The 22,480-nt window shown below is 63.4% G+C and carries 25 protein-coding genes and 1 riboswitch; of the genes, 11 read left to right on the top strand and 14 right to left on the bottom strand.

The annotated features are described in order from the left end of the window. Positions 1-24 precede the first annotated feature (24 nt). On the bottom strand, positions 25-3,021 hold the full coding sequence (locus M2331_RS06810) for a TonB-dependent receptor plug domain-containing protein (RefSeq protein WP_181559575.1): 2,997 nt from the start codon (positions 3,019-3,021) through the stop codon (positions 25-27). 334 nt (positions 3,022-3,355) lie between these two features. Here M2331_RS06810 and M2331_RS06805 point away from each other — a divergent pair, with 334 nt between their 5' ends. Continuing rightward, positions 3,356-4,231, top strand: coding sequence for a TauD/TfdA dioxygenase family protein (locus M2331_RS06805; protein ID WP_181559574.1), 876 nt, complete (start codon positions 3,356-3,358; stop codon positions 4,229-4,231). A gap of 23 nt (positions 4,232-4,254) precedes the next feature. Here M2331_RS06805 and M2331_RS06800 read toward each other — a convergent pair whose 3' ends face one another. The 10 genes from M2331_RS06800 to M2331_RS06755 form a co-directional block, all read right to left on the bottom strand. Beyond that, a complete protein-coding gene (locus tag M2331_RS06800; RefSeq protein WP_181559573.1) occupies positions 4,255-4,857 on the bottom strand; it encodes a DNA-3-methyladenine glycosylase I in 603 nt (200 codons plus the stop codon). A gap of 107 nt (positions 4,858-4,964) precedes the next feature. Beyond that, positions 4,965-5,603: a type B chloramphenicol O-acetyltransferase gene (gene catB / locus M2331_RS06795; protein WP_181559572.1), complete on the bottom strand. Its 639-nt coding sequence runs from the start codon at positions 5,601-5,603 to the stop codon at positions 4,965-4,967. Between the two features lie 226 nt (positions 5,604-5,829). Next, positions 5,830-6,042 carry a hypothetical protein gene (locus M2331_RS06790; RefSeq protein WP_181561598.1) on the bottom strand — a complete coding sequence of 71 codons (213 nt, stop codon included), beginning with the start codon at positions 6,040-6,042 and terminating at the stop codon, positions 5,830-5,832. Further along, positions 6,035-6,343, bottom strand: coding sequence for a DUF3175 domain-containing protein (locus tag M2331_RS06785; RefSeq protein ID WP_181559571.1), 309 nt, complete (start codon positions 6,341-6,343; stop codon positions 6,035-6,037). The genes M2331_RS06790 and M2331_RS06785 overlap by 8 nt, the downstream gene beginning before the upstream one ends. A gap of 3 nt (positions 6,344-6,346) precedes the next feature. Then, complete coding sequence (locus tag M2331_RS06780; protein WP_181559570.1) at positions 6,347-7,129, bottom strand: SDR family NAD(P)-dependent oxidoreductase; 783 nt, start codon at positions 7,127-7,129, stop codon at positions 6,347-6,349. Positions 7,130-7,140: 11 nt separating this feature from the next. Next, positions 7,141-7,668 carry a DUF4142 domain-containing protein gene (locus tag M2331_RS06775; protein ID WP_181559569.1) on the bottom strand — a complete coding sequence of 176 codons (528 nt, stop codon included), beginning with the start codon at positions 7,666-7,668 and terminating at the stop codon, positions 7,141-7,143. Between the two features lie 104 nt (positions 7,669-7,772). Next, positions 7,773-8,963, bottom strand: coding sequence for a zinc-dependent alcohol dehydrogenase (locus tag M2331_RS06770; RefSeq protein WP_181559568.1), 1,191 nt, complete (start codon positions 8,961-8,963; stop codon positions 7,773-7,775). Further along, a complete protein-coding gene (locus tag M2331_RS06765; protein WP_181559567.1) occupies positions 8,963-9,538 on the bottom strand; it encodes an SRPBCC family protein in 576 nt (191 codons plus the stop codon). Before M2331_RS06765 ends, M2331_RS06770 begins: the two co-directional genes overlap by 1 nt. A 54-nt stretch (positions 9,539-9,592) precedes the next feature. Next, entirely contained in the window at positions 9,593-10,135 is a 543-nt protein-coding gene (locus M2331_RS06760) for a hemerythrin domain-containing protein (RefSeq protein ID WP_181559566.1), read from the bottom strand. Positions 10,136-10,159: 24 nt separating this feature from the next. Continuing rightward, positions 10,160-12,247: a catalase gene (locus M2331_RS06755; RefSeq protein WP_220128528.1), complete on the bottom strand. Its 2,088-nt coding sequence runs from the start codon at positions 12,245-12,247 to the stop codon at positions 10,160-10,162. 266 nt (positions 12,248-12,513) lie between these two features. On the opposite strand from M2331_RS06755, the gene M2331_RS06750 reads away from it, so the two are divergent. From M2331_RS06750 to M2331_RS06720, 7 genes are all read left to right on the top strand, one after another. Then, positions 12,514-13,254 carry a Crp/Fnr family transcriptional regulator gene (locus M2331_RS06750; protein ID WP_181559565.1) on the top strand — a complete coding sequence of 247 codons (741 nt, stop codon included), beginning with the start codon at positions 12,514-12,516 and terminating at the stop codon, positions 13,252-13,254. After that, the gene (locus M2331_RS06745; protein ID WP_181559564.1) at positions 13,251-13,436 is read left to right on the top strand and encodes a hypothetical protein; all 186 of its coding nucleotides are present in this window, start codon (positions 13,251-13,253) and stop codon (positions 13,434-13,436) included. The genes M2331_RS06750 and M2331_RS06745 overlap by 4 nt, the downstream gene beginning before the upstream one ends. 151 nt (positions 13,437-13,587) lie before the next feature. Next, positions 13,588-14,157 carry a CinA family protein gene (locus M2331_RS06740; protein WP_264592317.1) on the top strand — a complete coding sequence of 190 codons (570 nt, stop codon included), beginning with the start codon at positions 13,588-13,590 and terminating at the stop codon, positions 14,155-14,157. An 8-nt stretch (positions 14,158-14,165) separates the two neighbouring features. Then, a complete protein-coding gene (locus M2331_RS06735; RefSeq protein ID WP_181559563.1) occupies positions 14,166-14,678 on the top strand; it encodes a hypothetical protein in 513 nt (170 codons plus the stop codon). Continuing rightward, positions 14,678-15,160, top strand: coding sequence for a DUF421 domain-containing protein (locus M2331_RS06730; RefSeq protein ID WP_181559562.1), 483 nt, complete (start codon positions 14,678-14,680; stop codon positions 15,158-15,160). The genes M2331_RS06735 and M2331_RS06730 overlap by 1 nt, the downstream gene beginning before the upstream one ends. Positions 15,161-15,314: 154 nt before the next feature. Then, positions 15,315-16,016, top strand: coding sequence for a 2OG-Fe dioxygenase family protein (locus M2331_RS06725; protein WP_181559561.1), 702 nt, complete (start codon positions 15,315-15,317; stop codon positions 16,014-16,016). 9 nt (positions 16,017-16,025) lie between these two features. After that, complete coding sequence (locus tag M2331_RS06720) at positions 16,026-16,574, top strand: AAA family ATPase (protein WP_181559560.1); 549 nt, start codon at positions 16,026-16,028, stop codon at positions 16,572-16,574. A 13-nt stretch (positions 16,575-16,587) separates the two neighbouring features. Here M2331_RS06720 and M2331_RS06715 read toward each other — a convergent pair whose 3' ends face one another. Next, entirely contained in the window at positions 16,588-17,976 is a 1,389-nt protein-coding gene (locus M2331_RS06715; RefSeq protein ID WP_181559559.1) for a PLP-dependent aminotransferase family protein, read from the bottom strand. Between the two features lie 87 nt (positions 17,977-18,063). Between M2331_RS06715 and M2331_RS06710 the strand changes: the two genes are divergently transcribed. The 3 genes from M2331_RS06710 to M2331_RS06700 all read left to right on the top strand — a co-directional run bounded on the left by M2331_RS06710 (position 18,064) and on the right by M2331_RS06700 (position 20,152). Beyond that, positions 18,064-18,657, top strand: coding sequence for a LysE family translocator (locus M2331_RS06710; RefSeq protein WP_181559558.1), 594 nt, complete (start codon positions 18,064-18,066; stop codon positions 18,655-18,657). A 12-nt stretch (positions 18,658-18,669) separates the two neighbouring features. After that, positions 18,670-19,044, top strand: a complete 375-nt coding sequence (locus M2331_RS06705) for a nuclear transport factor 2 family protein (protein ID WP_181559557.1) — start codon at positions 18,670-18,672, stop codon at positions 19,042-19,044. 43 nt (positions 19,045-19,087) lie between these two features. Continuing rightward, positions 19,088-19,192: riboswitch (SAM-I-IV-variant riboswitch) on the top strand. A 36-nt stretch (positions 19,193-19,228) separates the two neighbouring features. Further along, on the top strand, positions 19,229-20,152 hold the full coding sequence (locus M2331_RS06700) for a homoserine O-succinyltransferase (protein ID WP_181561405.1): 924 nt from the start codon (positions 19,229-19,231) through the stop codon (positions 20,150-20,152). A gap of 6 nt (positions 20,153-20,158) precedes the next feature. Here the strand turns inward: M2331_RS06700 and M2331_RS06695 are convergent, their stop codons facing one another. Together M2331_RS06695 and M2331_RS06690 are read right to left on the bottom strand one after the other, a co-directional pair. After that, a complete protein-coding gene (locus M2331_RS06695) occupies positions 20,159-20,578 on the bottom strand; it encodes a MerC domain-containing protein (RefSeq protein ID WP_181559556.1) in 420 nt (139 codons plus the stop codon). A 222-nt stretch (positions 20,579-20,800) separates the two neighbouring features. Further along, positions 20,801-22,477 carry a CocE/NonD family hydrolase gene (locus tag M2331_RS06690; protein ID WP_181559555.1) on the bottom strand — a complete coding sequence of 559 codons (1,677 nt, stop codon included), beginning with the start codon at positions 22,475-22,477 and terminating at the stop codon, positions 20,801-20,803. Between the last annotated feature and the right edge of the window lie 3 nt (positions 22,478-22,480).

The raw sequence follows: 22,480 nt of genomic DNA, 5'->3' as shown, positions 1-22,480 counted from the left end.
CCACCCCGCCCAGCGAACCGCGCGTCAAAAGCGTTTGCCGACCTGGATCTGCATCACACGGCCCAGCGCGCTGCCATAAGTCGGGTCGAAGCGGATCGCGCTGCCGGCAAGGCCTGCCTGATTGACGACCAGTGGCGGATCCTTGTCGAAGACGTTCTGCATGCTGAGGACGATGCTGAAATTGTCCGTCAGCCATGAGCCGCCCCGGTCGCCGGTGTCGAAGCCGATGGTCAGGTCGAACGTCGTGTAGGAGCCAATCTTGGCATAGGACGGGTCGACGCCGACTGGTAGTTGTGCCTGATCGATCTCATAGGAATTGCGGAAGTTGACGAAGGTGCTGGCGAACAGATCGCCCATCCCGATATCGCGCCGCCAACCAAGCTGGCCGCGCGCCTGGAAGGTGAGCGGGAAGCCGAGCTGGTTCACTTCCTGCACGAGCTCAGCGCCGGGCAGCGGGGACACTTTCCAGCTCATCGTGTAGGAGGCAACCGCACCGAGGTTGAACCGGCCCATGCTGCTATCGAAGGCGTAATCGATGTTGAAATCGATGCCCCGGCCGACCGTCTTGCCCGCGTTGATCCGGCGGCCGCTCACCAGCGCGAACACATTGCCCGGCGCCGTCGGCGGACCGAACAGACCGCCCCGCTCCCCGCCTGTGTTGTAGCAGCTGATCATCGCATCGTAGAGCGCCTGCGTGGTCACATTCTTCCCGAAGGCTGCGGCGCAGAAAGGGTTTGCCTGATTGATGGTCGGGAAATCGCCAAAGAAGGCAGTCGGGTTGTTCGCGGCCAGTGTCGGGAAATAGGCCGGGTTGTAGATGATCTGCGAGTTGTAGATCTGCTGGTTGATCGCCGGCACGCTGCCGACGTTGAAGGCCGGCGTGGTGATCTGGCCCTCATAGCTCAGCCACCAATATTTGGCGGACATGGTGAGGCCCGGCAGCGAGGGCGGTGTCCAGTCGACGCCGATGGCATAGGTCTCGGAGGTCTCGGGCGCGAGATCGCGATTGGCGCCACCGATCGACTGATAGATCGCGCCCATAGGCACGCCCTGACACGCCGCGCAGATCGCCGGCGAGAGCTGGTTGCCCGCCGTCACCAGCGGGATAACGCCGGTCTGCGAGAAGGGATCATTATCGGCAAGGCCCGGCGCCCGGAAGGACGTGCCCCAGCTGCCGAAAATCTTGAGGCCGCGCGTCGGCCAGAAGTTGAAGCCCAGACGCGGATTGGTCGTGGTGCCGGCGTCGCTATAATCATCATAGCGGATCGAGCCATTGAGCTCGAGCTTGTAGATGAGGCGGCTTTCCGCATCCGGGCTCACGACCGGCACGAACAATTCGCCGAACACGGAAGAGACGCTGCGGGGATTGAAGTTGTTGCCGCCGAAATTATTCTCGTTGAGCAGCGAGCCTTCATAGCGCTCGACGCCCACGGCCAGCTTCACCTGCCCGGCCGGCAGGGAGAAGAGCGGGCCGTCCGCGGTCGCCGAATAGACCTGCATGTCATATTTGGTCCGGTTGATGAGCGAGGTGCCGCGCGCGTTGATGGAATCGGCCGTCGCCTGATCGGTGCACTGGAAGGCGGTGGGATCGCAGAAAAAGTTGAACGTCGCGAAGACAGGCGCCGGCGCGCCGCCCGTCTGCGTGGTGGTCGAGGGCGCATCATGCGTGCCGGCGAAAGCCGACAGGGTTACCGACCAGTCATAGGGCAGCTTGATGTCGACACCGCCGCCATAGGTCCAGGTTTCGGTTTTGCCGAAGCGGCGTGGCGACCCGATGTCGTAGACGGTGCTGTAGGCCACGGAGAGCGCGCCCGTCGCGCAGGCGGCGAGGAGGTTGGCGGGACCGGTGACGACGCCGCCCGCATAATGGCTGGGGTTGCACGGGCTGAACGGATTGCTGTTGGGAATGCGCGGCAACTGGCCAAGATTGGTGACGCGGTTGCTGGTCGACGAGTTGGGACCGTTAATGGTGAAGTCGCGCCGTACATAGAGCGCGTCCGCGAACACACGGAGCCAATCGGTAACATTCTGCTCGAAGTTCATCGCAAAGCGGTCTGCCTCAACCTGCGGAATAACCTCGATGCCACTCCAGGTATTGAAATAGTTGGGCGTGGATTTGAGATCTGCGAGAGTCAGCTTCGACCCGTCCTGACCCGCCGGGATGCCGTAATAGATGCCGTTGATGACGACATTGCCCGGCGCCGAGTAAAGCGATGAGGGCGCCCCGCCATAAGGCGAGAGATCGTCATTATAGAGATCCGGGCGTGCCGAGGCCGCGAAGGCGGTCTGATAGGAGTGCTGGTAGGAGAGGATAATGCCGCCCTCACCCACGCTGCCCTCGCCCCAGCGCACCCCGCCGATGCCGGTCACATACCAGCCATCCTGACCGTCATTCTTGCGATAGCCGCCGTGGACTTCAAGCGTGTCCTCCGGCCGTCGCAGGATATAGTTGACCGTCCCCGCGATCGCGTCCGCGCCGTAGAGGGCCGAGCCGCCGTCCTGCACCACGTCGATCCGCTGGATCATCTGCGCGGGGTAATTATCCCCGTCGAACGAGTTCATGTTGCCGCCTTCATACGGCACGCGGTGCCCGTTCACGAGGCTGAGCGTCGCGCCAACGCCAAGGCCGCGGACATTGGGCGACTTGTTGAAGTTGAAGGAGTTGATCGTGTTCGCCTGCTGCGCCTGCCCACCGGCATAATTGTCGCCGCCGCCCAGACGCAGGATGGAGGGCACCGTGCCCAGAATGTCGGCAGTGCTGGAGAGGCCTGTTGCCCTGATCTCCTCTTTGCCCAGCTGGACGAGCGCCGTGCCGACCGGTGCTTCGCCGCCGATGCGGGTGCCGGTGACGATGATTGCGCGCTCATTATCGCCATTGCTATCCTGCGCCCCGACATCCGCGCTCGCCGAGCCAGCTTGCGCGCTGGCCGGCTGGGCCAGCCCCAGCATCGAGGCGCTGCTGAGCAGCAGAAGCGCGAATTGCGCGCGCGACGTGAATGAAAGACGATGGCCTGCAGTCATGTTCACCCTCCCGGCCTTGCGGCTGTTTCGGGATGCACGATCCGGTACTGCGCCGCATTGCTCGCGTGTCGCAGACGAGGTCCGGTCGATGACATCCTCTCTTGTCCACCTGCCTTTGGGCTAAGCACGCGGGACGAAAATAGTGCTGTGAATTGGTTGCGGTCCCAAAGCATCATGAAAGCAGCCTCCCGACAGGCATGAAGCGGTCCCGCAAAAGAACACACTATTTTGAGGGCCGGCGCTCATGCCAGATCGAGGAAGAATGGCATGGCGCGCAGGCAGCACCTGCTCGCGCCAGGCTGAGAAAAGAGTGGGATGAGGAATGAGCGGAGCGATGACGATCAACCAACTGCACCCCCGGTTCGTGGGCGAGATCACCGATCTGGATACCTCCGGCCCCCTCTCGCCCGAGACCGTCGAATTCTTCGAGGCGGCGATGGCGCAATATGCCGTCTGCGTGATCCGCAATGCCAGCATGTCGGACGAGGATCATATCGCCTTCGCCCGGTCCTTCGGCCCGCTGGAACTGGCACCGCCCGGGCGCAAGCGGATCGCGCCGGAGCTTTACGACATCAGCAATCTCACGGCCGAGGGCGAGATCATCCAGCCCAAGCCGGATGGCGCCCAACCGGCCGATTTCGAGCTGTTCCACACCGACAGCCCGTTCAATTCCTGGCCCACGAAATGGTCGATGTTGCTGGCCTATGTCACCCCGCCACAGGGTGCCGATACGGAGTTCATCGACACCCGCGCCGTCTATGACGATCTGCCGGAGGACATGAAGGCAAAGGTCGCCGACCTCAAGGTGGACCACGACCTTTTCCGCGCGCTGCAGCTGAACGGCGTCAAGTTCGAGGACGAGGAGATGCGCAAAAATTATCCGCGCATGGCTCATCCGCTGGTCCGCACCTCGGCCAGCGGGCGCAAGGCGTTGTACATGGGCTGGCACGGCGTGGGCATCGAAGGGTGGCCGGAAGACGAGGCCCGCACCTTCCTGGACGAGCTCTACCGCTTCGCCACGCAGGAGCGCTATGTCTACGCGCATAAATGGCGGCCGGGCGACATGGTTGTATGGGACAATCGCTGCACGATGCACAGCGCGACGTCATTCGAGCGCTATCGCTACAAGCGCGACATGCGCCGCGCGACGATCAACGAATATGGCCCTGAGGTCTCGGCGATCGAGGCCAACAGGCGCGCGCCGGACTGATCGCCCCGGCCCCGCACGGCCTCTCAGCCCTGCGGGGGTTTGAACCCGGCGCGAGTGTTGGCGACCCGCGCCCGGATCGCGCAGCCTTCGGCATGGTCGTTGATCAGCCCCATGGCCTGCATGAAGGCATGGACCGTGGTCGGGCCAACGAACTTCCAGCCGCGCTTCTTGAGGTCCTTGGACATGGCGATGGACGCAGGCGACGTTGAGGCGAGATGCGGAACCTCGTCTCGGGGTTCGAAGCTCCAGACGTAGGCTGCGAAGGAGCCGCTTTCGCGCACAAGATCCTGCACCCGCTGCGCGTTGTTAATCACCGCCTCGATCTTGCCGCGGTGGCGGACGATGCCGGCATCCTGCAGCAGGCGCTCGACATCCGTCTCATCAAAGGCCGCGACGCGATGAAAATCGAAGCCGTGAAACGCCGCCCGAAAATTCTCGCGCTTGGTCAGGATCGTTCGCCAGCTCAGCCCCGACTGAAAGCCTTCCAGGCTCAGCTTCTCGAACAGACGCCGATCGTCGGACAGGGGATAGCCCCATTCATCGTCATGATAGGCGATGTAATCTTCCGACGCTGCGCACCAGCCGCAACGGGCCACGCCATCGGATGCCGTAAAAAGCCCCGCCATGTTCCTTCCCCCATCATCCGAGCGGACAGCGCGGCGCCCCGGCGCCGGCAAGCTGTGATCTAGCCTGCCGCCTTCCCTGACGCCAGCGCCGGCTCGAGGCTTCTCCCTTATCTGTCGTCAGCGATGTTCGTGCGCCAATGTTCGTAGAGAGCCGGGATATCGCCGCTGGTCAGGATGGGCATGGCGCGTTGCAAGTCGTCATCGCTCCAATCCCACCAGCACAGCTCAAGCAGGCGGGCGACGTCCGCCTCTGCGAAGCGCTGCCGGATCAGCTTGGCGGGGTTGCCGCCGACGATGGCATAGGGGGCGACGTCCTTCGTCACGACGCTGCGCGTGCCGATGATCGCGCCATGCCCGATGGTGATGCCGGGCAGGATCACCGCTTCCGACCCGATCCACACATCATGACCGATGACCGTATCGCCTGCCGGCCGATAACCATTGTCCGCACCGGCAAATGCCGGCACGTCCGGCATCCAGAAGAAGGGGAAGGTGCTAATCCAGTCGCTGCGATGGCCCTGATTGCCCGCCATGATGAAGGACGCGCCCGATCCGATGGAGCAGAACGAGCCGATGATGAGCTTGTCCGCGCCGTCATCGTGCAGCAGGTAGCGGGCGCAATCGTCGAAACCATGGCCATGATAATAGCCGGAATAATAGCTGTGGCGTCCGACCCGGATGTTGGGATGCGTGACAAGACGATCGAGCGTGATGCCCTTGAAGGGGCTTTCAAATATATTTTGCATGGTTGGTCTGGCCTGAAGATTTGATCGCCAGCTTCGAGGGCCTGAGACGGCCGCTGGCGCAAGACAACGTGCTCGGGCGATCGCTGGATCGCCCGCCGTCAGCTTCTCACGTCAATGACGCGGAAGCACGATGCAGATGGTACACGGTGCTATCTTCATCCCGCGATGATGGCGCAAATGCTTCAGAATGCCAAGTGAGGCGATGTATTCGCCCTCCCGCAACAGGCTATTGCTGCTCGGGATAATCCTCTGGCTTGACCGAGCCGACCATCGGGCGGTCTTCCACCTTCTCCTGAGACTGACCACCGCCGGTGCGATTGTCATTCTCGGCAGCGTCCGGCCGGGCATCGCCCATGGGACCACGGGGCATCTCGGTTGGATTGCCCTTCTCGCCCTTGTCCTTGGGAGGATTGGCCTTCGCCTCGCGATCCTTATCCATGGGCTTGCTCCTTTCCAGCAGTCTTTGGCTCCTTGCCAAAAGCCTCGCGCAGCTCATCCTTGGCTTTCTCAAGGATCTGGCGTTGCTCCTTGCCGAGATTGTCGCCTGCGCGGTTGATGTAAAAGGTGAGCATGCTCATCGCGGACTGGAGCGCGGTGCCCTTGCGCCGCTTGCTATGCTCCGCCGAGCGCTTGAGCGAGGCTGCGATCTTCGCCGGATCGTCCTGCTTGAAGACGCCCTCATCCAGATCGAGCGCGTCTGAATGTTCGGTCACATCCTGAGACCATTTCTTGTCGGCCATGGCTCAGTCCTTTCCGCTGCCGGGCTCAGCCAGCTTGCGATGCTGTTCAGCAAGAATGGCCTGCGGGACGACGCCCGCGGCGGCGACCTGCAGCTTGTTGGAGAGGCCCGAGACGATATGCCCCTTGCCATCCAGCAGCGCCTTCCAGCCATCGCGTGCGACTTTGGCGGGATCGGCCTTGTCCTGCTGGCCGACCTGCGTATCCAGCAGACCGGCGCGCTCGAAGAACTCGGTGTCCGTGGGGCCGGGCATCAATGTGGTGAGGGTAACGCCCTCGGCCTCCTTGATCTCGTTGCGCAGCGCTTCGGTGAAATTGTCGATGAACGCCTTGGTCGCGTTGTACACGGCATTGAAGGTGCCCGGGATGTAGCCCGCGATGGAGCCGGTGACGAGAATCTTGCCGTCATTGCGCGCGACCATGTCGGCCAGCACCTTCTGCAGAAGATAGACGGTGCCGGTGACATTGGTGTCGACAGACCGTCGCCACATGGCGACATCCTGCTCCAGAAAGGGTCCGCCCGTGCCGACCCCGGCATTGGCGCAAAGCACGTCGATCCTCCGGCCTTCCGCTGCGGCCAGAAGCCGATCCACGCCGTCGAGCGTGGAGAGGTCGGCCTCCAGCGATCGCACGTCGCCGCCATGGCGCCTGAAGTCCTGCGCGGCCGCGTCGATCAGCGGCTCGTCAGCGACGACGAGCAGGTCATAGCCATCCTGCGCGATGAGATGGGCGAGTTCGAAACCGATGCCGGTAGACGCGCCCGTGACGATTGCGAATTTCTCGCCCATCCCATGCCTCCTTATGCGCCCGGCATCTTTGCCAGCATGTCGATATGCTTCTGGACGACCGGAGCGATCTCGCCCGCAGCAGCCTTGAGCGCGGGCGTGTCGCCGTTGGCGGCGTAACCCTGATGGAGCGCAAGCGCCGCTGCATGGGCTTCGCGTTGGGCCGTCAGGTAAGCCGTAGTGGCGGCAGTGCCCTCTGCAGCCTTGATGGCGTCCAGCTTGGCTTGCTGGTTGGCGTCGAGCGCCGGCGGCGTGACGGTCAGGCCAGCCTTCTCAGCCGCTGCCTTGAGCTTGGCGGTGGATTGCCCATGCGCATCGACCATCATGTTTGCGAAGTCGGCAACCGGCTTGTCCGGATTTTTCGCCAGGATCGCGCGGGACGATTCAATCTCGAACAGGTCGCCCGCGCCTGCTTTGGCCAGATAGCCCGTAGCGTCATAGCCCGTAGCGTCGTTTGGCGTGGCGGACATCTCACCCGGCGGCGGCGCGCCCACGGACATGTTCGTGGCATTGCCCGTCATGGCCATGTCGTTGTTGGTCATGGCTGTATCATTTGCCGGTGTGCTGCCCTGGCTGCACCCAGCCAATACACAGGCCGCCAACGGTATCGCAAAATAGAGTTTCATCATCCGTCTCCTTGCATGAGTCATGCGGCGACCCGGTCGAGCCCTGGTTTCAGCACCACCTTGGTCACTTCGTTCTGGTGATCGTGGAACATCTTGTAGCCCTGCGGGGCCTCGCTCAGCGGCATGCGGTGGCTGATGAGGAACGTGGTATCGATCTTCCCCTCCATGATCGCATTCAACAGGCCCGGCAGATAATGCTGCACATGGGTCTGACCGGTTTTGAGCGTCAGCCCCTTCTCCATGAAGGCGCCGAGCGGAAACTTGTCGACGAAGCCGCCATAGACCGCCGGCATGGACACGCGGCCACCCTTGCGGCAGGCAATGATCGCCTGGCGGATCGAATGGGTGCGGTCGGTGCCTGTAAAGGTGGAGACCTTGATCTGGTCCCAGACATTGTCGGCGAAAAGACCGTGCGCCTCCAGCCCGACTGCGTCGATACAGGCGTCTGGGCCAATGCCGCCGGTCATCTCCATCAGCGCCTCGTAGGTCTTGCTCTCCTCGAAGTTGATGGTTTCTGCGCCAAACTTTGCCGCCAGCTCAAGGCGGCGGGGGAAATGATCGATTGCGATCACCCGCTCGGCGCCCATCAGGAAAGCCGCCTGCACGCAGAATAGGCCGACCGGGCCGCATCCCCAGACAGCGACCGTATCGCCGGGCTCGATCTGCGCGAACTCCGCGGCCTGCCACCCCGTCGGCAGAATGTCGGACAGGAACAGCACCTTGTCGTCGTCGATCCCGTCGGGAATGACGATCGGGCCAACGTCGCTGAATGGCACGCGGACATATTCCGCCTGCCCGCCGGCATAGCCGCCTGTCATGTGGCTATAGCCGAACAGACCGCTCATCGGCTGGCCGTAGAGCGTCTGGGCGATATCCTGATTGTCGGCCGGGTTGGAATTGTCGCAGGCGGAATATTGGTGCTTGCCGCAATGGTAGCAGCTCCCGCAGGCAATGGTGAACGGCACCACCACCCGCTGCCCTTTTTGGAGCGTCGAGCCGGGTCCGGTCTCGACCACCTCGCCCATGAACTCATGGCCGAGAATGTCGCCGGACTTCATCGTGGGAATGTAGCCATCGTAGAGGTGCAGGTCCGAGCCGCAGATTGCGGTGGATGTGACCTTGATGATCGCATCGCGCGGATTGATGATTTCGGGATCGTCCACGGTGTCCACGCGGACGTCATGCTTGCCGTGCCAGGTGAGCGCGCGCATCAGGCCGTCTCCTCTTCCAGTTGCTTGTGCGTCCACGCCGACGTGGCGATCTCGCCGGTTTCCATGAGTTGCTTGAAGCGCCGCAGGTCGCGCCGGGCCTGAATGGCCGGCTCGCGCTGGAACATCTTGGCGATGACCTTGCCGATGAACCCTGCGGGCGGATCGTAGAGGATCGTCGCCGTGACCACGGTGCCGCGCGCGCCTGCATCGCGAAAATCGATGCGACCGCTGTTTGGCACGTCGGCACCCTCGGTCGAGGCCCATGCGATAAACGCGTCGGGCTGCTCTTCGGTGATGACTGCATCCCACTCGACGGTCCGGCCGCCAGGCGCCTTCACCACCCAATGGCTGGTCACATCATCGATCATGTCGACCCGCACGACATTATCCATAAAGGTGGGCAGCAGGGTGAAGTCGCGCCAATAAGCGTACAACTCCGCACGGGAGCGATTGATCGTCACGGAGCGGCCGACCAGACTGTCGCCGTGGGGTTCGATCAGGGTCGCCGCGGCCTCATCGACCGCGTGGCGATCTTTGGAGGTCGTCAGCGGTGCGTCGTCGCGCGCATCGGGCATTCTACTTCTCCTGTCGCGGGTTGGCTCAGTGAGCGTATGATCAGTCAACGCGTCTCAGCTGGGACCGTTGCCCACATATCGGACGAACTCCTCAGAATAGCGGCGGGTGATCATCGCCTGCTCGCTGGACGAGACGTCTTCCATCAGCTTGGGGAACCAGGTTCCCTCCTCGGAATAGATGTGATGGGCGACCGCGCCGCGGATATGCTCGAGCTTGTCGAGATAATCCTGGCTCATCGGGTCCAGCCGTTCCAGCAGACCCATCTCCATCTTGGCGGCGGATTGTTCCTGATAGGCAAGCTCGGCATGGCCGACCTGCTTGTCCGCGGCCAGCGCGGGATAGATCGCCGCTTCCTCCGCGATGGAATGGCCCGTGAGGAGCAGCGCCAACCGCTCCTGCGCATCGCGACGCGTCTCGGCCGTGGTTGCGGCCTTCACGGCTGCGAACAGAGCCTCGATCTGCCGATGATGATCGAGAATATGAGCGAGCCAGCTGCCGCGCGTCGCAAGCTCCTCGGCCTTGGCCCGGGCCTCGCCCCGCGCCTCCTCGCTTTCGGGCGGGGTGACAGCGGCGATGACCTTATCGATGATGGACATGATTAATCTCCTTTTCGAAGGAACTCAGGCAACGGCATCGAGATCGACGAGCGGCTCGCGTGCCCAGAACCGCAGCGGCGCCAGCGCCGCGACGAATGCCGTCGCATCGGATTTGCTCTTGAGGGCGAAGCAGCCTTCATCGAGGTCGGGCATCAGACCGGCCTTGGTCAGCAGCGGCTCTGCTTCCTTGCTCAGGCCCATGAACTTGCAGTGGGCAAAAGCGTCCGTCACGAAGTCCTTCGCCGTGGCATCGAGCGCGAGCAACTGCCCGCCCTCGGCCGAGGCGACGACCGCGACGGCATCGAACAGGACCGAAGGCCCGCCATCCACCTTGTAGTGGGCGCCAAGGATCTTACCGTCTGACAATGTGACCCCGCCGATCTTGGGGGCAATGAACTCGATCATCGCACCGGCTTCATCGACCGCATTGATGATCGCCTGGACGAGCGTCGCGTCGGCGCCGTCCGTCACCAGCAGGCCCAGCTTTCGGCCGGCAAAGCTCTGCGGCCCGCGCTTGATGATGCTCAACGCGTCGGATGGGGCCAGGTCGGTCCGCGGCTGGACCGCTGCGGTCGCCGCCTGCGGCATGGCAAGCCCCAGCCCGTCTGCGACGGTTGCCGCGAGGTCCGCATCGATGTTCAGCAGATGCGAAACCATCCGTGAGCGGATGTCCGGGCGCTCAACGCGCGAGAGCTCAAACACCAGCGCATCGCCGATATGCTTTTGCTCGATCAAAGTCTGGCTCGCATAGAACTGCGTGGCCTGGCTATAATGATCGGCAAAACTTTCCGGGCGGATGCGCAGCTTGTCGCCGTCGGCCGCCTCCGCATAGCTCTTGAAGCCGCGCTGCGGATCCTCACGGGGACCGCCGATTTCCGCGCCCCAGCTATTGGGCTCGTAATTGGCGCGACCAACAGGATTGCGCATCGCCATATGCCCATCCTGCTGGAAATGCGCGAACGGGCAGCGCGGGGCGTTGATCGGCAAATGCGTGAAATTGGGCGAGCCGAGGCGCTTGAGCTGGGTATCCAGATACGAGAAATTGCGCCCCTGCAGCAGCGGGTCGTTGCTGAAGTCGATGCCCGGCACGACATTCTGGGTGCAGAAGGCGACCTGCTCGGTCTCGGCGAAGAAATTATCGACCAGACGATCGAGCACCAGACGACCCACGACGCGGATCGGCACCAGTTCCTCGGGAATGATCTTGGTGGCATCGAGCACATCAAAATCGAAGCTGTCGGCGAATTCCTGATCGAAGAGCTGGAGACCCAGTTCCCATTCGGGAAAATCGCCGGCTTCAATGGCGGCCCAGAGGTCCCGCCGGTGGAAGTCGGGGTCGGCGCCGTTGATCTTGACCGCTTCGTTCCAGGCCACCGACTGAAGGCCCAGCTTGGGCTTCCAGTGGAACTTGACGAACGTCGACTTTCCTTCTGTATCGACCAGCCGGAAGGTGTGGACGCCAAAGCCTTCCATGAAGCGGAATGAGCGCGGGATCGTCCGGTCAGACATGATCCACATGACCATGTGCATCGATTCCGGCGTCAGGCTGATGAAGTCCCAGAAATTGTCATGCGCCGTCTGGGCCTGCGGAAAGGCGCGATCTGGCTCGGGCTTGGCGGCATGGATCAGGTCGGGAAACTTCATCGCGTCCTGGATGAAGAAGACCGGGATATTGTTGCCAACGAGGTCCCAATTCCCCTCCTTGGTGTAGAGCTTCACCGCAAAGCCGCGCACATCGCGCGCGAGATCGAACGAGCCCTTGGACCCCGCCACGGTCGAGAAGCGCACGAAAGCCTCGGTCCGCTCGCCTACCCGCTGGAAGAGATCGGCACGGGTGATGTCGGACAGGCTGTCGGTCAGCTCGAAAAAGCCATGGGCGCCATAGCCGCGCGCATGAACCACGCGCTCCGGGATACGCTCATGATCAAAGTGGAACATCTTCTCGCGGAAATGGAAGTCTTCCAGCAGCGCGGGGCCGCGCGCGCCCTGCTTGAGGCTGTTCTGGTCATCGGACACAGGAACGCCCTGCGCGGTCGTCAGCGTCGCGACATCACCGCCAGCGGTCTGCCGCGTCTCGCCACCCTCGCCCATCGGTCCTTCAAAAACAGGCATGTCCTCAAAGGCGGCATCTGCAGAAGGGCTGTTTGCCGATGACCGCTGCTGATCGGATTTCATCGGCGCACGGCCTTTCGCCGCACGCGTTGCCTGTTTCGCCATCGCGGTTCCTTGTCATTGCTGGGATGTGAACGAGTTCGTCTCGTGCTTCACCAACACGCCGTCCGGATGACAGTTGCCTGTTAAGGCTAGGAATTAACATTGATCATAGTGAAAGCCGATCGGGGCTGGATCGCCAGCGCGGCTTATCCGTTAGCCACTCGATGTTGATGGATCGCCTCCTTGCAAACCGCCGCGGCGTGGCCCTGACGCCGGAAGAACGAGCCGCGCTCGAAGACACGATTCTCGAGGTTCGCACCTTTGAGCCCCGCACGACAATCGTCGAAGCGGGTCAGATTGTGGATGTCAGCAGCTTCCTGGTCGAAGGGATCATGTCGCGCTACATCGATGATCGCAAAGGCTTGCGGCAACTCGTCGCCATCCATGTGCCTGGCGAATTCGTCGATCTCCATGCCTATCCCATGCGGGAGCTGGACCATGCTATCGGCACGCTCACGACCGCGAGCATCGCCATCGTGCCGCACAAAGCGCTGAAGGAAGTGCTCGACCCGCGACCCGATCTGGCGCGCAAGCTGTGGTTCTCGACGCTCATCGATGCTGCCCTTCATCGTGCCTGGTTGTTCCGGGTGGGCCGGCTCGACGCGGTCGGGCGTGTCGCCCATTTCCTGTGCGAGATGAATGCCCGACTCTATGCAGTGGGATTATCGGACGGACATCGCTTCGTGCTGACCCTGACGCAGGGCGACATTGCCGAGATTTGCGGCCTGACCACCGTTCACACCAATCGGGTGCTCCGCCAATTAAGAGAAGCCGGACTGTGCGAGAGGCACGCCTCACTGGTCCAGATCAGCGATTATGCCGGTCTGGCCCGCCGGGGCAATTTTTCATCAGATTATCTGTATCTCGCCCCCTGCGCAGATATCCAGCAAGGAGGACCAGCATGACTGTCCACTCCCCAATCGAGCCCTATGCCGAACCCGGCGTCGCCACGGCTGAGGAGGATCATGTCATCCTCGAGGGCCCGGGCGGGATCGCTGTAACCATGACGGCGGACGCAGCCGTTGCCACGGGCGAGAGCCTGATCGAAGCCGGCGAGGAAGCGCAAAGGCATCAGAAGACCAAATAACTGCGCGGTCTCAGATGCAACGCAAGCTTGGACTGGAACGGTCAAGGGACGGGGCGACCGCCGGTCGCCTCTTCGCGGAGCCCCCCGGCGCCGGGAACGATGTCGAACGGATGGAAGTTTCTCTCCAGCGATGAGGATAACAGGTCGAGAGATGATGTTTCCGCAGGAGAAACCCTCAGAAGCTTATGCCGAGATCCTATCCCCGGCACTACCCGATGACATCATTGCGGCAGCCATGGCCGTGCTCGAAACCGCTAGGCAGGCGGCGATCGGGATCGCCACCGCAGAAAGTTGCACCGGGGGCCTGCTCGCATCGCTGCTGACCGATATCGAGGGCACCAGCAACGCCTTTGACCGGGGCTTCGTCGTCTACAACAAGGATGCCAAATGCGATCTGCTCGGGCTCAGCCATAAGCTTGTCGAGGATTGCGGCGCGGTGAGTGAACCCGTCGCGCGCGCGATGGCCGAAGGGGCCTTGCGCCGCTCCAAAGCGCGACTGGCGATTGCGATCACCGGCTTTGCCGGCCCCGGTGCCTCCGACGATGAGCCGGGGCTGGTCCATTTCGCCTGCGCCGCGCATCGGGCGGAGACGCGCCACAGCGTCCATCACTTCGGCGACATCGGGCGCGGCGCGACCAGGATCGGATGCCTGCGCGCGGCGCTTGCCATGTTGAGCGAGATGCTCGCCGAGGTGGCCGCCGATCCGCAGCAGGTCGCGTGAGGCCGCCCATGGCGACCCCGGCACCCGATGGCATCACGCAAGAGCATGAGAGCAACAGCCGGCGGGCCAATCCCTGGCCGCTGGTCCTGCTCACGGTGATCTTGGGCGCCGGCCTGACCGGCCTGTTTGCAGGGCAGGCCCCTGTCGTGCGCAAAACCTCGAACGACCGCATCACCCTCGTCGTGCAAACGCCGGAAACGCTGCGCAACGGCATGGTTTTTGAGACCATCGTCGAGGTGACGCCGCGCAAACCGGTCGGTGAGCTGGTGATTGCCGTGTCGGATGACCTCTGGCGGGAGATGACGATCAACACGATGATCCCGGCCGCAAGCGAGGAACGCTATAAAGGCGGTTCTCGCCAGTTCTCGTTCGGCGAGGCGAAGCCCGGCGAGACCTTCCGCTTCAAGATCGACGGGCAGATCAACCCGCCGCTGTTCGCCGGCACGCGCGGCAAGATCGCCGCCCTAGACGGGGAGCGCGAACTTGCTGCCCTGCCCGTCCACATCAAGGTCTTGCCCTGATGGATATCATCCTGCGCGCCAGCGTGATGTTCTTCATCATGTACATGCTGCTCCGGCTGCTGGGCAAACGCGAGCTTAGCCAGGTCACTCCGTTCGAACTGGTGCTGCTGGTGGTGATGGGCGATCTCGTACAGCAGGGCATCACCCATAATGATCTCAGCATGACCGGCGCCGCGCTCGCCATTGGCACTATTGCCTTCTGGGCGCTGGCGCTGAGCTGGATCACCTATCTTTCCCCGCGCGCCGAACGGCTGCTGGAAGGCGTGCCGCGCGTGCTGATCAAGGATGGGGAACTGATTACCCCCAACATGCGCCGCGATCGCGTGACCCGGGCCGAGGTTGAAATCGAGATGCGGCTGGCTGGTATCGCCAACATATCCGAGGTCGCTTGGGCCATTCTCGAACCCAATGGCAAAATGAGCTTCATCGCGAAGAAGGATGACGGGCCAGCCAAGCAGGAAGATGATGACAAGGCCGTTTGACCGACCCCACTGAACGCGCGGCCAATCTTTCCAGCTGAGCGAACGCGGCAGGGTTGCCCACAGGCCGGCATCATTGTATCAGCAGGTCCGCCGACCAAACGAACTAATGTATTGGTTCAATCATGCGCATTCGCGACAACGCCGGTCTCACGCTATGAGGCCACGCACCGAGACCCTGACTCGTCCAACAGCGCTGCTGCTGCAGCCCGGCGACTTGGCGCTCCCTACCCGGCCCGAATGGCGCTCGTTCGCGCAGAGTTGGGATGACCTGCCCCACGACATGTGGATGGCCGATGGCGGAACCTATCGCCGCCGCCGCTACGCAGCGTTTGAGGTCGATGGCGACGCCTGCGGGCGCCTGCCGCATCGCGCCCATTATCAGGATCGCAATCACAATCCCTTGAATGGCGGCGTCGAACGCTGGTTTGCACCAATGGCGGACGAACAGGCTGAGAGCGCGCTATTGCGCGATCTGATGCGGAATACTGCGGCGCGCATTTCGCAGGCCAGCGGTTGCGAAGAGCACGCATGGATGGTCGAAGCCCATCAGTTTCGCATCGAGGCCCTGCCCGACCTCCCCGGCCTTCCGACGCCTGAGGGGATGCATCAGGATGGACGCGATTGGGTGTTGATCCTGCTGGTCGGCGGCAGCAATTATTCCGGCGGCACGACCCGCGTCGAAACTGTTTCGGGCGCATGCCTGCTCGAACACCGGCTCGCGCACGCCGGCGAGGCGCTGCTCCTCGATGACGGGCAGGTGCGCCACGGAACCACGCCGATCCAGTCGGAAGTCGGGGATCTGCCGGCGTGGCGAGATACGCTGGTCCTGACCTTCGCGAATGCGGCGGGGCGCTGAGCGGCCGGCGTGGATCGCTTCTTCATCGTCACCGGCGGCCCCGGATCGGGCAAGACCACACTGCTCGATGCGCTGGCCCGGCACGGCATCGCGACCATGGCCGAGGCCGGGCGCGCGATCATCCAGCAACAGATGGCCGCAGGCGGCAGCGCCCTGCCCTGGGCCGACCGGGAGGCGTTTGCGGAGAAGATGCTTGCGTTCGACGTGAAGTCCTATGAGGCAGCGAAGACACGGCCCGGCCCGATCCTCTTCGACCGAGGCATCCCGGATGTCATCGGTTATCGTGCTCTGTGCGGCCTTCCCATTCCCGACAATTTGCACCGAACCGCTAGCGCGCGCCGCTACAATAACGACGTCTTCATCGCCCCGCCCTGGGCGGACATTTATGCGCAGGATGCCGAGCGCAAACAGGACTGGTCAGAAGCCGTGACGACCCATGAGGTCATGGCCCGGGTTTATTCCGACCTTGGATATAATCTCGTGCCGCTACCGTTTACGACTCCGGACGAGCGCGCGGATTTCGTGCTGCGCAGGATCAGCGCCAACGCGTCAGCCTGACGACGATCGCCCCTCACACAAGCCCCCGCGCGGCGCTGTCGCCGGCCGGCGTCAGCATCTCCACCACCTCGTGAAGCGCCTGCTCCAGACGATCCCGTGACGGGATCGCGCCGAGGCACAGCCGCACGCCCGAAGGTGCACAGGGATCGACGGCCGGCGCATCGGGCGGGGTGAGCGCGATGCCGGCGCGCAGAGCGCGGGCGCTCAGGCGCTCGGCATCGAGCATCGGCATTGGCATCCACACATGCAGGCTGCGCGACGCGCCGGGCACCGCCATGGCCTTGCCGAGAATGTCGCGGGCGAGCTGCGTCCGCACATCCGTCTCGGCGATCAGCTCGTCGGCGATGCGATCGGCCGTGCTATCCTGCTCCCACTGGCTGAACACCAGACCGCCCAAGGACGGCGGCGTATAACCAAAGGCGCGGACGCCGAGCAGCAATCGGTCGCGAATCCCGCCATCCTCCGGCGGCAGCAGAAAGCCGAGGCGAAGGCCCGGCGCGACGGCCTTGGACACGGCGGCGACCATGAGCGTGCGCTCCGGCGCCAGATCGGCGAAACTCTCCGGGGCGTCCCGATCCGCGAAGACACGATAGGCATCGTCCTCGACGATCATCAGATCCTGCGCGCGCGCCACCTCGATGATCTCTGCGCGCCGCGCGGCATCGAGCGTGATGGTGGTGGGGTTCTGCAAGGTCGGGATCAGCACCACCACCCGCGCACCGGTCTCGCGGGCGGCCCGGGCCAGTGCCTCAGGCTCGAGCCCGCGCTGGTCCATGGCGACACCGCGCAAGCGATAGCCGGCATGATCGGCCAGCGTCCGGATGCCGGGATAAGTGGCCGCCTCGCACAAGATCGTATCGCCGGGCCGCGCCAGCGCTGCGAAGGCCAGCGCAAGGCCGTGTTGCCCGCCATTGCACTGGATCACGCGATCCCGCGTGGCGCGCTGAACGCCATGGCGGCGGCTGAGCCAGGAGGCGCCGGCCTCACGAATGGATTCAAGCCCCTCGGGCGGCGCATAGTTTACGGCTGTCGCCAGATCCGCGCGCTGGCGGACACGGCTCAACCCCTCGCCGATCCAGCGCGCGGCAGGCGCGAGCGGCGGAATGTTCCGCGCCATGTCCAATGGCCCGCCAGCCTCGGACGGCGACTGCGGCCGCGCCCGGTCCGCGACGAAGGAACCGCGCCCGACATGGCTGGAGATAAAGCCCCGCCGTTCCGCCTCGACATAAGCGCGGCTGACCGTCCCCACACTCAACGCCAGACGATGAGCAAGGTCCCGCTGCGGCGGGAGGCGATCCCCCGGGACGAGCCGCCCCTCGCGCACGTCACGCTCCAGCGCTGCGACAAGGCGCTCGTACATCGGTGCATCGTCGCCCGACACTTCCGGCCGCCAGCCCTTCATTTACCATCCTCAATACGATTGAACCGGTTCAATATCACATTTGACACATGGGTCAATCGAGATCATTTCTGCAAGCGGGAGATTATCATGGATACCAGCCTGCTCGCGCCTTTGGCGCTCTACAGTTTCGTCTGCACGGCCACGCCCGGGCCTAACAACATCATGCTCGCCTCATCCGGGCTGGTGTTCGGATTCCGGCGGACGCTGCCCCATATTTTCGGCATCAATTTCGGTTGTGCGGCGATGCTGGCCTTGAGCGGGCTGGGCCTTGGCGCGATCTTCGAAGCCTGGCCGATCCTGCGCTGGGTGCTGCGCATCGTGGGCGCAGCCTATCTGGCCTGGCTTGCAGTGAAACTCTGGCAATCCGAAGGCATGGCCCGGCGTGAAGGCGCGCATCCGATGACTTTCTGGCAGGCGGCGGCCTTCCAGTTCATCAATCCCAAGGCATGGGCCATCACCGTGCCTGCCATCGCCACCTTTACCGTGCCGGACCGTCCGCTGGGTCTGCAGCTTGCGGTGATCGTCGCGGCTTTCTCGCTGGTCGGCCTGCCCTCCATCGCGGGCTGGGCGGCCATGGGCGCCGGCGCGCGCGAATTGCTCGAAAGTCGCAAGGCCATGACACTTTTCGTGCGGACCATGGCCATCATGACGGCGCTCACCGCCCTGCTGTTTCTGATTTAGGGAGATAGGCGCATGACCCGCGACGAGATGATGCGCTTTGCGACCCAGTGGATCGCCAACTGGAACGCGCGCGATCTGGAGGCGGTGCTTTCGCACTTCGCCGAGGACGCGCGCTTCATCAGTCCCTTGGCCAGGGAGGTTGCCAATTCGCCCATTATCGAGGGCAAGGCCGCGTTGCGGGCTTATTGGTCCGATGCGCTTGCGGCCACGACGGACATGCATTTCACCCTGATCGCGGCGGTGTGCGATGTCGAGGCACAGGTGCTGGACGTGCATTATCTCGCGCAGCGGAACGGCCGATCCCGGCGCGCGCTGGAGACGATGCGGTTCGTCGATAGCAAGCAGGTGGAAGGCGAGGCCTTTTTCGGCATCGATCTCACAGACTGATAGCAGGCGCGGTTGCCAAAGCCTGCGCGAGCGTCTAGCAGAATCGTTACATCAAGAGTTGGGGCGACGCCCAACGCCAACCTGCCAATCCGGGCAAGGTGGCACTCCGCAAGGAGGATGTGGCCGAACGGCAATTATGCGGATCAAGCCACTCAGCGTCGACCCGGACAAGGACCGATGCACCGTGCCGATCAAGATACCAGACCACCTCCCCGCCCGCCGTACCCTGGAAGCGGAAGGCGTCCTCGTCATGGACGAAGGCACCGCCACGCGGCAGGACATCCGGCCATTGCGGATCGGCCTGCTGAACCTGATGCCGGACAAGATCAGCACCGAGACGCAGATCGCCCGGCTGCTCGGCGCCACGCCGCTCCAGATCGAACTGACGCTTGTGCGGATTACGGATCACGCCACCCGCAATACGTCCGCCGATCATATGGCCGCCTTTTATCGCCCGTGGTGCGCGGTACGCCATGAGCGGTTCGATGGCTTCATCATCACCGGGGCGCCAGTGGAGCGGCTCAATTATGAGGATGTACGCTACTGGCCGGAACTGACCGACATCTTCGACTGGACGCAGACACATGTTCACCGCAGCCTGACGATCTGCTGGGCGGCACAGGCGGCGCTTTATCACTTCCATGGCCTGCGCAAGCGCACCTTGGAGCAGAAGGCGTTCGGGATCTTCCCGCATCGCAATCGCCTGCCGACCTCGCCATATCTGCGGGGTATGTCCGACGAGTTCGACGTGCCGGTGTCGCGATGGACCGAGGTGGCGCAGGTCGAACTGGAGACGGCGCCGCATGTGCAGGTCTTGGCCGATGCGCCCGAAACAGGCGCGGGTCTGGTTTATGACGAGGCCCGGCACATGCTCCACATGTTCAATCATCTGGAATATGATACCGAGACGCTCGCGCGCGAATATGCCCGCGATGGCGGGGCCTGTTTGCCTGTCGACTATTTCCCGCAGAATGACCCAACGCGTCCACCGCTGAACAGCTGGCGGAGTCACGCCCATCTGCTGTTCGCCAACTGGATCAACGAGGCCTATCAAACCACCGCGTTCGACCTTGCGCATGTCGGGCGGGAGCCACTGCGGGTGTCGTGAAGGACATCACCGGTTCCGCGCACGCCGTAGCCTCCAGTTGGCGATGTGCGCCCCCGCGAGCAGCAGGCTGCCCGAGACCGTGATCGCCGTTTCCAGAATCTCCCGGCTGGCGAACAGGATGCCGACCGCCATCAGCGCCAGGCCGACCGCGCCGATCGCCAAGGGCACGGGCGCCCGGTGCCTGCGCCAACCGCTCACCAGCGCGAAGGCGCTGGTCGGCACCGCGAGCGCGAGGACGATCGCGTGGAAGCTCTCGCCCGGATCGATCTGATCGGCGAAGGCCGGGAGGGCTGCCAGCAGCAGCGGCAGTCCCAGACAGTGGATCATGCAGGCGACGGAGGCGCAGACGGCAAAGCCGTCCAGCCAGTCGTTTCTGCTCCGGGTTTGCGTGAGGGGAGATGCGGTGGCTGCGTGGTTCAATTCCATGCCACTATTATGATATGGTATATCATGTCTTTCAAGGCATGGAGGCATTTAATTGGTCGGAACGCTACCTCTGAAGCAGCCCGCTATTCAAACGCTACGCGCCGCCAATCAGGGCGCGGCAGCCTGAACAACGCGCAGCCGCCTACCCTCTCAGTTCCGCTAGCATTTAGGTGCGCGAGCGCGCCCGCAACGTGAAAAACTCCACGTCGCAGGCGTTCGCATTCATGCCTTGGGGATGACCGGCACCAGCAGGTGGCTGTCATACTGACCACCGGCGTGGATGATATGCGTGCCGGCGTTGCGCAGTTCTTCGTGGCGGGCGAAGGGCAGCATCGGCAGGCCCTCGCGATAGATATCCATGCCCTTCACGACGACGCGCAATTGCTCGCCCGCCCGGAACAGCGTGGAGGACGGCCAGATCTCGATATCGACAGGCACCGGAACGCCCGGCTCCAGCGGCTCCTCAACGAGATGGCTGTGGACCGGTTGGAACGGCGTCGAGCGTGCCTCATCCATGGCACGATGGCTGGCGCGCAGCCAACCGAGCGCCACAGGGCCGTTCTCGAAAAAGGCGTAGAACGTCATGCCCACCGGATTGCCATCGGCATCGAGCTTCTGCAGCGCGACGAACAGGTCCATGTCGTCCGCGCCCTGCGCTTCCACCCACAGGCGCAGCTTCATGTAGCCGGTCAGCTCGGTATCCTTGTCGAAGCGGATGTCGAACCGGGCCTCGCCGGCTTCATCGAGCGGATCGTAGGAGGCGCTGGCTGCATTGCCCACTGGCTCGCCTTGCATCGTGCCGGTCGCGGCATCGAGATAGAGCGGCGTGTAGACCGTACGTGCCAGCGGCCATTCCTGCTCGCCGCGCATGGTCCATGTCTGCGCGCTTTCGCGGACTTCGAGCAGCACCTTGGGCCAGTCGGCAAGGCCGCTCTCGACGCCCTTGAGATAGCGATCGAAGAAGACGCGGGCCAGCTCCTTGCTCTCGGGCATATAATAGTGCGCCCATTTCTTGCGGCCATGGCCAATCAGCCATTTGTCCGGCGAGGAGAACTGGCGGAAGGCCTCGAAGGTGCCGCGGGTATGTAGCGCCTGATCCGCCCAGCTGCCCACGACCAGCGCCGGAATGTCGATAGCCGACAGGTCGACTTCCTTGCTCGCCCAATAGGCATCGTACAACGGATGCGCCTGCACATTGGCGTTGGTATCCTCGTAGCGCTGATGGCCAAAGCGCAGATTGCTGCTGCCGCGCGGCAGGAAGCCCGTCTCGCGAATGCCGCCATGATAGGCAAACTCGCGATACCAGTCCGAGAAGCCCTCCCAAGGATTGATGGCGGCGAGATGCGGCGGCTTGAGCTGACCGACGAGATACTGGATCGCCGCGAGATAGGAGACTCCGGTCATTCCGACCTTGCCATTGCTCCAATCCTGCACGCCAAGCCATTCGATGAGATCGTAGCAATCTTCTCCCTCGCCCAGGCCGTTGTGGCGCACCTCGCCCTCGGACTGCCACATGCCGCGCGAGTCCGCATTGCACACGGCATAGCCATGCGCGCACCAGAAGGCAGGATCGGGCGCCTCGAAGGCGGTGAAGCGCGACATCCAACCGGCCTCCACGCCCGAATGGGGCGGGAAGAGCTTATCGGACAGGCCATGCTTGCCATAAGGGCTCCACCCCAGCAGCACGGGCAGCGGGCCGTGGGCGGCATCGGCGGGACGATAAAGATCGACATAGATGTGAACGCCGTCGCGCAGCGTCACCTGGATATTGCGGTCGATGAGGAGGCCGTCCTCTTCCCACTGCTCATGGGCAATCGGCGGCAGCGGCGGCTTGCCCGGTGCTGTCGTGGGATCAATGCTGTCCTGCATGATCAGCGTGAAGCCGGCCGTATCGCTCATCGA

Source organism: Sphingobium sp. B10D7B (assembly GCF_025961955.1).
Taxonomy (GTDB): domain Bacteria; phylum Pseudomonadota; class Alphaproteobacteria; order Sphingomonadales; family Sphingomonadaceae; genus Sphingobium.
The sequence above is the reverse complement of the archived record's forward strand: the minus strand, read 5'-3'. Positions and strand labels throughout refer to the sequence as shown.